Here is an 11,424-nt window from a genome sequence, read left to right on the forward strand (position 1 = left end):
CGAAAAGTTACGGTTTAATTATAAGGATCTCAGAATAACCCACCTTGAGAAATTGAGGTGGGATTTTATTTGCGGATAATTATCCAGGAAGTTGGAGAGAAAGGGTGCCTGCAACCGTTATACTAAGGCTGTAATGACAAGGAGGTAATGAGATGAACAGGAACATTAAGATTCTCATGCACACACATTGGGATCGCGAGTGGTACTTCACAAAAGATGAGACCAAAGTGCTGTTAAGAAATCACATGCAGGAAGTCATGAGTTTCCTTGAAGAAAATCCGGATCATATCTACATTCTTGATGGGCAAAGCATCATGATAGACGATTATCTTGAACTGGAGCCTGATGCTGAAAGCAGAATGAGGAACCTGATAGAGAACAGGCAGCTAAGGGTCGGACCGTGGTACACACAAACAGATCTGCTCCTGGTCCACGGCGAGTCAGTATACAGGAACCTTTACTATGGAATCAAAAGAGCGCAGGACTTCGGGAAACCGATGCTGGTAGGGTATGCTCCGGATACTTTCGGACACTCAAGTCAAATGCCTCAAATATATTCACAGTTCGGGATAAATTCAACATTCTTCTGGAGAGGCTTCAGTGAACTGAAGGCGGATAAATCAGATTTCACATGGGAAGGGATAGACGGTACACGTATATTCGGAGGCAACCTTTCTACAGGCTATCAGGGTGCAAAGTATCTTGAAGAAGACAGACCGCAGCTGGAAGCAAGAATCAGGAAGCTTATGGCAGTACTAGACAAGTATTCAGCAGGCACAGGAAGACTGGTGATGAACGGCCATGACCAGATGCCTATCCAATCCAATATCATTGATATTGTGCGAAAGCTAAGGGAAATATATCCGGAGGACAATATTGAGGTTTCTGATTTTGAAACCTATATGGATACGCTTAAAGGCCTTGACCTTGAGGTTGTAAGAGGGGAGCTTACTCACAGCAGGCATTCAAGGATACACAGGACAATCGGGTCGACAAGAATGGACATCAAACTGCTGAATTCCGAAATTGAGCATAAGCTGTATAACTCATTGGAGCCACTGGCAGTAATTGGCTCTGATGCAGGCATTCCTTATCCCCATGGAGTAATAGAGAATATCCTCAAGACCCTGTTCGGGGTGCATGCCCATGACAGCCTTGGCGGATGCAACTCTGACAAGGTGAACAGGGACATCAAACAGAGGTTGATGAATGCCAGGGAAATGATAGATACCCAGATTGAATTGCATCTGAGGCTTCTCACGTTAGCTAAGAGAGACGAAAAGAATGTGATTGTTATCGTGAACACATTGCCAGAACACAGGAAGGACGAATATCTTGAAGTTGAGATGATCACCAGGTCAAGGGGCTTCGATATTATAGATGAGGCTGGAAGGAAGCTCGAATTCACCATATTAAAGCAGAGCGAAGTTGATGCCGGACTCATTGACCGTCAGGTTGCAGCAAGGCTGCTTGACCTTGAAGTGTACAAAAGCGTAATATCGCTCCAGGTTGATGGGATCGACGGACTGAGCACAAGGTACTTCAAGGTCATCGAGAATGGTGGATACAATGCAGTTGAAAGGGTATCTGAGAACTCCATAAAGAACCAGTGGGGAGAGCTGTTCGTATCAGACAACTCATTGAACTACAGGGACTTGAGGACCGGACAGCTGAGAAGGAACGTATTGTTCATAGAAAACTCCGGTGATGCCGGCGACAGCTATGATTATTCACCACCAGTGCCTGACAGGATCCTTGATACGACGCAGTCAGGCAGGATCAGCGCTGAAAAGGTAAGCGGGAAAGGCTTTGAAGAACTAAGGGTTTCATGGACGATGAACGTGCCTTCAGACATGGCAGGAAGAATGAACGGCACTGATGATACACTGGCCGCGTTTACCGCTTCATTCAGGCTTTATGACAACGACCCTAAAGTATATTCAAAGCTAAAACATGTGAATAATGTCAAGGATTCACGATACAGGCTGGTATTCTCAACTGGCATTGAAACTGATATGGCACATGTTGACGGATTCCTGTCTGCACACAATAAGCCAGTCTATATGACCGAGGAACTGGCAGTCTGGGAAAAGGAACAATGGGCTGAGAAACCGATCAGTGTCGAGACATTCCAGAGCTTCGTCCATCTGACTGAGGGCAGCAGGAATGTGTACCTGTTTACTGATGGCTTGAAGGAGTATGAGGTACTTGAGGACAGGATCCACCTTACTCTATTCAGATGCTTCTCACACCTCGGTAAAAGGAACCTGGTCAACAGACCTGGCAGACCTTCAGGCATTGAGATCGAGACACCTGATAATCAGCTGACGGATGTTGGATTTTCATTCAGATTTGCATTTTCGTTCAATCTGAATGAAGTGAACCCATCAAGGGAAAGCAAGAAGTTCCTGTCTCCGCTGATTGGATATCAGAAAAAGGAATTCAACAGGTTCAACATAAATGCGAGAAAGGAACTGAAGGAACCTGCAGGACACCTTAACATGGAACTTGGAAAAGCAGCTGTTTCGGCTGTGAAGCTCACTGAAAAGACAGGAGATAGATTCATCAGGCTGTTCAACCCGGAAAACACTGAGATTTCAGTTGTGCTGCCAGATGGGTCATATAGAGCCAGTGCCATGGAAGAGAAGCTGGAGTCAGTTGGGAATGTTGTACTGAGGCCACAGGAGATCATTAATGTCATTGTCAGCAATTAATCCAATAATAAATATTAAAGGAGCGAGATCATGTCAAATTTCAAGAAAAACTTTCAGAGCTTCGGCAAGTCGCTGCTGTTCCCGATCAGCCTGTTGTCATTCATGGCTATTTTCCTGGGGCTTGCGGCTGCACTTCAAAACAAGAACATTATTGGGTCCATTCCCTTCCTTGCCAATCAGACTGTTCAGACAGTACTGGGACTTATTCGTAGGATAGCAGGACTTCCATTTGGTCAGCTGCCGCTTCTCTTTGCAATGTCAATCCCGCTGGGAATGGTAAAAAGGGACAAGGGTGTCTCGGTATATGCAGGAGCTGTCGGATACATCGCAATGCTCATGGGCATGAGCTACGTACTTCAGATGCAGGGATTCACAGGAGCTACAACTTCAGTGGATTATCTGATGAAGACAGGAGGTCTTTCCCAGGTTGACGCGACTCTCAGGAATTCACTGTTCACAAACGTTCTTGGAATCTTTGTATACAACACGAATGTCATTGGCGGTATCATCGCAGGCCTCATGGGTGTATATCTGCACAACAGGTTCAGGGAGACCGAACTGCACCCTTCGCTTACCTTCTACAGCGGCAAGAGGTTTGTTCCGATAGTCACGGCACTTGTCATGGTAGTGGTAGGAATCGCACTGACTTTTGTCTGGCCGATCGTTAATACAGCAATAATTTCAATGGGTAAGCTTATCAGCGAAAGCGGGATGTTTGGAGTGTTCCTGTATGGATTCACAGAAAAGGTGATCAATCCGACCGGGCTTCATCACATATTGAACCAGACCTTCAGATTTACAGCACTCGGCGGCGTTGAGACTGTCAATGGAGAATCCCTTGTCGGAGCTCTCCAGATATATCTCTACCAGCTTGACCATCAGCTGCCTTTCTCTCCAGCGGCTACACAGTTCCTTGCACAGGGAAAGATACTTCATATGGTATTCGGAATGCCTGCTGCAGTGATGGCAATATATCACTCAGCTTTACCGGAAAAGAGGGACAGAGTCCTCAAATTCTTCATAGCCGGTGTAACTGCAGTCATTTTGACAGGAATAACTGAACCGATAGAGTTCACATTCATATTCATCTCCCCGATACTTTGGATAGTAAACGCGATATTTGCAGGACTGGCATTCCTGGTACCGGCAATTTTCGGAGCTGCCATAGGAAATATCCAGGGTGGAATAATAGACTGGTTCGTATTCGGCGTGCTTCAGGGTGCCCAGACGAAGTGGTACCTGTACCTTATCGCAGGACCTATATTCTTTGCAATGTACTACTTCACGTACAGGTTCATCATAACCAGGTTCAATGTAATGACGATCGGAAGGAAGGATAGTGACTTCACGGAAGAAGAGGAAACAGGAGCGGCAGCCTCCATTTCCGAACAGGACAGGCAGACTGCTGAATATATCATTGAAGGCCTTGGCGGACTTGACAACATAACTGATATCGATAACTGCATAACCAGGCTGAGAGTTGAAGTCATCGATACGAACAAGATCAATGAGGACCTCATAAAGAAGACCAATCCCAATGGGATAATAAGACCAGACAAGTCTACGATTCATGTTGTGTATGGCGGCAGGATCACCAAAATCAGAAACATAGTAGATAATTATGTATTTGTTTTAAGAAATACTGACAAGAAATTGGGATAAATGTACCAGGGAAGACCTTTTGTAATGGAAGGTCTTTCCTGGTCAAATCTCGCAAGGGGGACTTATGAAAAAGTATAATATCGTAATCGTTGGAGGAGGAAGCACCTGGACTCCTGGACTTCTTAACAGTCTGGTAAAGAAGAAGGATGAATTTCCACTCGGAAAACTTGTCATGTATGATACGAACGGAGAGAGGCAGGCGGTAATTGGAGAATTTGCCAGGGTGCTTTTTAAGGAAAGATACGCTGGCCTGGATTTCACGTACACTACAGACAAGGAAATTGCTTTCAGGGATGTTGACTTCGTGTTCTGTCAGATGAGGACAGGCGGATACCAAATGAGGGAAAAGGATGAGAAGCTTCCTCTTCAGTTTGGTGTGATAGGCCAGGAGACATGCGGTCCTGGAGGGTTTGCCTATGGTCTGAGGTCCATAAGGGACATGATTCAGCTTATACAAGATGTAAGGAAGCATTCAAAGGAAGCCTGGATACTGAACTACACCAATCCGGCTGCAATTGTGGCTGAAGCAGTGAACAGGGTCTTTAATGATGATGAGAGGATCCTAAACATATGCGACCAGCCAGTGAATCTTCTCAGGTCATACGGGAAGATACTTGGTATGGACCCTTATGAATTCGAACCGGTATATTTCGGTCTCAACCATTTCGGGTGGTTCAAGCACCTCTACGACAAGAACGGTGCTGATATGGTTCCAGTCATAAAGCAGATAGTAAGGGACAGAGGCTTTGCGCCTGCAGATGCAGAGCAAAGGGACAAATCATGGCTGGATACCTATGCAATGGTAGAGGACATGCTGAATGATTTCCCGGAATACCTGCCAAACACATATCTTCAATACTACCTGTACCCTGAATACAAGGCCTCAAAGATGGACCCGAACCATACCAGGGCAAACGAGGTCATGAATGGCAGGGAGAAAAGGGTATTCGAGGAGTGCAGAAGAGTTGCTGCAGAGGGTACGGTTGAGAATGCACATGTAGTCCACAACGATGCACACGGGGACATGATTGTTGAAGTTGCAGAATCGATCGCATTCAACAAAAACAGCCTTTATGTGGTCATTGTTGAGAATAACGGCCTGATAAGCAACATCCAGGACGATGCCATGGTGGAGGTAACAGCCTGCCTGGGGATAAACGGTCCCAGGCCATTCGGTGTAGGCAAGATAGATACTTTCTACAAAGGGATGATCGAGCAGCAGCTTGCCTTTGAGAAGCTTACGGTCGATGCCTATTTTGAAGGGTCATACAATAAGGCACTTAAGGCACTGACCCTGAACAGGATAGTAACGGACGCAAAAAAGGCCAGGAAGATATTGGATGCTCTGATAGCTGCCAACGAAGGCTACTGGCCTGAGCTTAAGTAACTAATCCGGAACCTGTTCAGACCCTCATAGGGTTCATATTGGTTTCATTAAAGTTTTTCCATTAGTGGAAGAACTTTTTTTTCAATCCGAAAATTTGAATGAAACACAAGTATATGAGATTAATCTAAATATATGGGTTTGATACGCAAATTGAGGTTTAGTCTGCCATGTTCTGATGAGGCTGCTGACCTTCCGATATTCCTGATATCTGTATTGCTGAGCAAATTGCCAGGAGCAAAAAAAGGGTCGGTGCCTGCAGGAGCCTGTTTTTCAGGTGACTGGTCTGATTTTGAATGATATTAACAATATATGGAAATATTGTTTGACTTTGCTGCAACTGCGCCTGTATCATTGAATTAATTGAATATTGTCTCCGAACCTTAATCCCTAAACTTTCAGCATGGGGTCAAGGTCGTGGGTCTTCCGGGAAACTGGCTGGCCTCCCAGGGTGGAAAGGAGAAGATGATTTGAAGTGAACAAGTCCACCGTGATTTGTTTCTTTTTTTTCATAAATTTTAGTTTTGGAGGAATGAGAATGAAGAAGATCAAGGTAAACATTATGGCTGCTGCCGCGCTTGCCGCTGTGATGATCGCAGTAACAGGATGCGGTGCAAAGGCACCGGCTCCGACAACAGCGCCGACAGCTGCACCTACCGCAGCACCAACCAGTGCTCAGGCTGATGGAGAATGGGAAATTGCAATCGAGGGGGTTGAAAAATCACCTGCAGTGTTCAATGAAGCAGAAGCGGCGAAGGTCGGTCTTATCAAGCAGAAGGCAAGTGTAAAGGACAAGGATACATCACTTCCTGCACAGGAGTGGGATGGCGTATCACTTGAAAAGGTGCTTGAACACTACGGGGTGAAGACATACACGACAGTCAAGGTTGAATCTTCAGACGGCACATTCAAGGAATATACACCTGACCTGATTTCATCAAGCAAGGCGCTCCTTGGCTTCAAGGCTGATGGCAAGGAACTAGAAGAGGGAATCGGCCCTGTGCAGCTGGTTGTGGATGGAAAAGGTCCTAACTGGTGGATTGTGAACGTAACAAGGATAACAGTCATAAAGTAGTTGCTGATTTGGATTCGGGGAGGTGGCAGTGATCAGAAGGAAGATAACATACGCAGTCTTGTTCACCAGTCCCTTCATCCTTATTTTCCTTTCGCTTTTCATCGGAAGGTATCCGATTTCGTTCGGAAGGATAGTTGAGATACTTTGGAGCAGGTTGTTCGGCGGACCAGGTATTGAGATGGATGTCCTGACGACCATAGTATGGGATATCAGACTTCCCAGAGCGCTTCTCGGCGCTCTGGTAGGTTCAAGCCTTGCTGTGAGCGGCGCTGCTTTCCAGGGCCTCTTCAGGAACCCACTGGTAAGCTCTGGAATGCTTGGCGTAAGTTCCGGTGCCGGATTCGGAGCGGCGCTTGCAATACTCATCTTCAGCCAGTCATTCTACATATACCCGTTTGCATTCTTTTTCGGACTTTCAGCGGTGATCCTCAGCTATCTGATCGGTACGATATACAAGACGACACCATCGATCATGCTGGTACTCAGCGGGGTCATTGTTTCTCAGATATTCTCCTCACTGATCTCACTTGTCAAGTTTGCGGCCGACCCCCAGGACCAGCTGCCTACCATAGTGTTCTGGCTCATGGGAAGCCTTGCTTCATCACGGTACAAGGATGTGGCCTTCGCGGTCATTCCCATAGGCATAGGCATATCAGGATTGTTTCTCCTGAGATGGAGGATAAATGTCCTCTCCATGGGTGACAAGGAGGCAAAGACACTAGGGATTAACACCAGGGTCACGAAGAGCCTGATAATCCTGTTCGCTACACTGTCGACTGTAGGTGCTGTATGTGTTAGCGGAATAGTAGGCTGGGTTGGCCTTGTCATACCGCATATCGGAAGGATGGTTGCAGGCAATGACAACAGGACGCTGATTCCTGTTTCCATATCCCTCGGGGCAAGCTTCATGATTATTGTTGACCTTCTTGCGAGGAATCTGACGGGTTCTGAGATACCACTCGGAATACTCACCTCACTTATAGGTGCGCCCTTCTTCGTTTATCTGCTGAAGAAGACGAAAGGGAAAGGCTGGTAAATATGGCGATTATTGAGATAAACAATGCTGGATTCAGCTACGGGGAAAGAAGAATTTTTAAAAACATAGGATTCAAGGTGGAACCAGGGGAAATCTACTGTGTCTTCGGACCTAACGGATGTGGAAAGTCCACGCTCCTTGAATGTGTACTTGGTCTCCTGAAGCTTGACGAGGGTGAGATACTCATCGGTGGAAAGAACTCTCAGAGCATGAAGCCCTCAGAGCTTGCAAGATACGCGGCATACGTACCTCAGATGCATGAGAAGACCTTCCCTTACAAGGTCATTGATTTCGTTCTGATGGGAAGGGCAGCTTACACCAAAATGATCGGTTCGCCGGGAAAAGCAGACATCAGGATTGCTGAAAACGCACTTGATGCACTTGGGATAGGTAATTTCAGGGACAGGCCATATACTCAGCTCAGCGGCGGCGAGCTCCAGCTTGTAATGATTGCAAGAGCCCTGGCCCAGGAAACGCCGGTAATTGTGCTTGATGAGCCCACGAGCCATCTTGACTTCAAGAATGACATTGCCATACTTGAAACCATCGCACATCTTGCGAAGGAAAGGAACCTCGCGATACTCATGGCCACCCATTTCCCTAACCAGGGATTCTTCTTTGAGTATAAGAACCTGCCAGTTGAAATACTCCTGATGGGTTATGAGAACAATCTGCTGGCAGGAAAGCCTTCGGATGTATTCACAGAGGAGAACATGCGGGTGGTATTTGGTATGGACAGCAGGGTGATTGCCTGCGAGACTGAGGAGCAGAAGATACTGAGGCAGATCGTGTCCATAAGGTCTGAATCGTCATGCCGCTGATTTTATGGAGGTAACATACAGATGGTGAAGAGACTTGGAGCAATATTGGCATTGACCCTCCTTTTACTTGGAGCATCAGGTTGCCAAACGAAGACAAACCCTACGGTTCAGACTGAAAGCATCGCCATGGTGTCCGTTACCGATTCCTTCGGGAGAGAGGTCAATGTACCTGTGGATCCGGAAAGAGTCGCATGCCTGTATGCATTCACAGGTCATGTGACTACACTATTGGATAAAGGTCCTGACATAGTAGCGGCGGTTGAAGGTCTCAAGAGAGACAAGCTTCTGACCCAGATGGTTCCTGAGATACTAACGGCGTTCATACCGCTCAGTGCGGACAAGATAAATGTGGAGGAGCTCATTAAATCTGACCCTGACCTTATTTTCATAAGGGAAGACACCGCTAAGGACGAAAGGGAGATAGAACAGCTGGACAAGACAGGTATCCCATATATCATAATCAGTGATACGACCATGGAGCAGCAGATGGAAGCCATAGGCATCATAGGAAAGGCACTTGGGAAGGAAGCTGAAGCAGATGAGTACCTTCGCTTTTACCAGGGTTCTATCGACAGGGTCAAGGCGGTAATCGATGAGATACCAGAGGCTGAAAGGGTAAGGGTCTTCCACAGTGTGAATGAAGCCACAAGGACAGATTTCAAGGATACCCTTCCGGCAGAGTGGACTGCTGCCGCAGGTGCGGTCAACGTGTCTGTCAACAGCGACCTAAGGTTCACCGACAACAAGTATTTTGCTAGCCTTGAACAGATATACCTTTGGGAGCCTGATGTGATCCTGGCTCATGAGGATGCAGCCCTGGAGTATATAACTACAAATGAACAATGGGCAGCTCTTGAAGCAGTCAAGTCAGGCAAAGTGTTCAAGATGCCAAACGGAATATCCAGATGGGGACATCCGGGCTCTCTTGAGACCCCGCTTGCCATCCTCTGGACAGCAAAGGCACTTTACCCTGACAGGTTCACGGATTTGGACATGTCAGCAGAGACAAAGGACTTTTATCTGAAGTTCTTCGGCATAGAACTTTCTGAAGAGGCCGTAGCAGACATACTCACTGGATCAGGCATGAGGATCCCTAAGTAGACCGGTCAAGATGTTTAGTATAGTTATGAAAGGAGCCACAGGATGAAGACGATCTTCTGCATAGATGACACTGACAACATAACAAGCACAAGAGGAACGGGAGAGCTTGCAGCGATGCTCATAGGTGAGATTGAGTCAAGAGGCTGGGGCAAGGGAGGCTACATAGTGAGGCACCAGCTGTTTGTGCATCCTGATGTGCCATACACATCCCACAACAGCTCAATGTCCTTCACCCTTGATGTGGAAGAGGATGCACTAAGTGAAATCATAGGATTTTCCGGCCGGTTCCTGGAAGAGATGAGCGAACCTGGCTCAGATCCCGGACTATGTGCTGCAGTCACTGATAAGCTCAATGACTCTTTAAGCCTCATCGAATTCGGAAAGGACGCAAAATGCACTGTCCTGACAAAATATGATGCCTATTCACTGGCTGACAGGCTCGGAATACATCTCTCAGAGCACGGAGGCACCGGAATGGGCGTAATAGGTGCCCTGGCGGGAGTAGGCCTGAGGCTCAAGGGTACTGATGGAAGGGTAAGGGGCAAGTACTTTGAAGACGAGAAGAACCAGATAAAGAGCGTAAAAGATATCTTAAGCAATTCAACCATAGAGGTCGTTTCCACGAAGGATGGCATTGCCCTCGACGGTGATGAGAAAGTGCTTCTTGGAGAAAAGGTCAAGGGCGTATATATGTATGGCAGATCAGTGCTCCTTGTATGCCAGAACCTGGCCGCAGACAAGGAAGCCCCATGGCAAACCTGCCCCATGGAATATATAAAGAGCATTTCGGGATAGTAGGATAACTGTATTTTGCTCCAGTAATTCCCGTGGCTTATCACTTTCAATATTGGAAAGATATAAATATTTGATAAACAATGTATTAAGTAAATGAACAGTTGAAAAATGGCTCTCACTGCAAATCCACCTGATATGCAAACAATTTTAATCATGTATGGGCCGCAACGGTTTGAGGGCATTGAAACATGCATCGCGGGCCTGTTTTGACAACTACAAACCAAATGTCGTTCATATGTCAAAAAGTGATAATCTTGATATTGTTTATTGTAAGTGCTATTTTTGTTCTGTAGGATGCATCAGAGCCGGAATCGCACAATCTAAGGACAACATATCTTAAAGCGTATGCGAACCGACCCTCTGGGTCGGTTTTTGTCATTACACGTATTTTCAGCGCATTTTACTGGTTTTTCTGCAAACTGCTTCTGCCCTTCCAGCAATGCCAAACGCTTCTATTCTGCATCTGCAATAGTCTCAATGGTTTTCCAGCGCTAATCGCTGCACAGAAGAATTCAAATATCCAGAGCAAGGCTGTAGTCCTCGGGACAGTATCCTAAATCAACCGCGATTTTTGCTGGTCCTTGCATTCCTCAGTCAAGTCATCATCATATGTATTAGAGGAAAGGGACATTGCAGTCGGGTTGATTGCATGGTTCGGCAGAACCGTTGTGTAAGGATCGCTTAGCTCTAGTAAAGGCTGCTGCCAGGAGGATTCGGAACCCATGACTCGCTTCCGCTTAAAGAAAAAAGTAGTCGCAACTGTTAGCTTGATGGTGCAGCGATGAAGACCAAGTACTCAGATGAGTGCGAAAAATCTTACTTGCGTCATTAGGATA

At 46.5% G+C, this 11,424-nt stretch carries 8 protein-coding genes and 1 riboswitch; all 8 genes read left to right on the forward strand.

All coding sequences use genetic code 11. The features are described 5' to 3' along the window. Nucleotides 1-152: 152 nt before the first annotated feature. The 8 genes from T472_RS17490 (at nt 153) to T472_RS17530 (ending at nt 10,588) form a co-directional block, all read left to right on the forward strand. Complete coding sequence (locus tag T472_RS17490; protein WP_023383459.1) at nt 153-2,714, forward strand: glycoside hydrolase family 38 N-terminal domain-containing protein; 2,562 nt, start codon at nt 153-155, stop codon at nt 2,712-2,714. A 30-nt stretch (nt 2,715-2,744) separates the two neighbouring features. After that, a complete protein-coding gene (locus T472_RS17495; protein WP_023383458.1) occupies nt 2,745-4,376 on the forward strand; it encodes a PTS transporter subunit EIIC in 1,632 nt (543 codons plus the stop codon). A gap of 64 nt (nt 4,377-4,440) precedes the next feature. After that, nucleotides 4,441-5,763: a 6-phospho-alpha-glucosidase gene (locus T472_RS17500; RefSeq protein ID WP_023383457.1), complete on the forward strand. Its 1,323-nt coding sequence runs from the start codon at nt 4,441-4,443 to the stop codon at nt 5,761-5,763. A gap of 359 nt (nt 5,764-6,122) precedes the next feature. Beyond that, nucleotides 6,123-6,238: riboswitch (molybdenum cofactor riboswitch) on the forward strand. A 60-nt stretch (nt 6,239-6,298) separates the two neighbouring features. Further along, nucleotides 6,299-6,835: a molybdopterin-dependent oxidoreductase gene (locus T472_RS17510; protein WP_023383455.1), complete on the forward strand. Its 537-nt coding sequence runs from the start codon at nt 6,299-6,301 to the stop codon at nt 6,833-6,835. Nucleotides 6,836-6,863: 28 nt separating this feature from the next. Continuing rightward, nucleotides 6,864-7,871, forward strand: a complete 1,008-nt coding sequence (locus T472_RS17515) for a FecCD family ABC transporter permease (protein WP_023383454.1) — start codon at nt 6,864-6,866, stop codon at nt 7,869-7,871. 2 nt (nt 7,872-7,873) lie between these two features. Then, nucleotides 7,874-8,692: an ABC transporter ATP-binding protein gene (locus T472_RS17520; RefSeq protein ID WP_023383453.1), complete on the forward strand. Its 819-nt coding sequence runs from the start codon at nt 7,874-7,876 to the stop codon at nt 8,690-8,692. 21 nt (nt 8,693-8,713) lie between these two features. Next, nucleotides 8,714-9,793, forward strand: coding sequence for an ABC transporter substrate-binding protein (locus T472_RS17525; protein ID WP_023383452.1), 1,080 nt, complete (start codon nt 8,714-8,716; stop codon nt 9,791-9,793). A gap of 42 nt (nt 9,794-9,835) precedes the next feature. Beyond that, nucleotides 9,836-10,588 carry a hypothetical protein gene (locus T472_RS17530; protein ID WP_023383451.1) on the forward strand — a complete coding sequence of 251 codons (753 nt, stop codon included), beginning with the start codon at nt 9,836-9,838 and terminating at the stop codon, nt 10,586-10,588. Nucleotides 10,589-11,424 lie beyond the last annotated feature (836 nt).

This window comes from Youngiibacter fragilis 232.1 (genome assembly GCF_000495435.3).
GTDB lineage: Bacteria > Bacillota > Clostridia > Clostridiales > Clostridiaceae > Youngiibacter > Youngiibacter fragilis.

What these genes read in the sequence shown, in the direction of transcription:
- T472_RS17525 (WP_023383452.1), top strand. Translation starts at nt 8,714, where the DNA reads ATGGTGAAGAGACTTGGAGCAATATTGGCATTGACCCTCCTTTTACTT.
- T472_RS17495 (WP_023383458.1), top strand. Translation starts at nt 2,745, where the DNA reads ATGTCAAATTTCAAGAAAAACTTTCAGAGCTTCGGCAAGTCGCTGCTG.
- T472_RS17510 (WP_023383455.1), top strand. Translation starts at nt 6,299, where the DNA reads ATGAAGAAGATCAAGGTAAACATTATGGCTGCTGCCGCGCTTGCCGCT.
- T472_RS17490 (WP_023383459.1), top strand. Translation starts at nt 153, where the DNA reads ATGAACAGGAACATTAAGATTCTCATGCACACACATTGGGATCGCGAG.
- T472_RS17530 (WP_023383451.1), top strand. Translation starts at nt 9,836, where the DNA reads ATGAAGACGATCTTCTGCATAGATGACACTGACAACATAACAAGCACA.
- T472_RS17500 (WP_023383457.1), top strand. Translation starts at nt 4,441, where the DNA reads ATGAAAAAGTATAATATCGTAATCGTTGGAGGAGGAAGCACCTGGACT.
- T472_RS17520 (WP_023383453.1), top strand. Translation starts at nt 7,874, where the DNA reads ATGGCGATTATTGAGATAAACAATGCTGGATTCAGCTACGGGGAAAGA.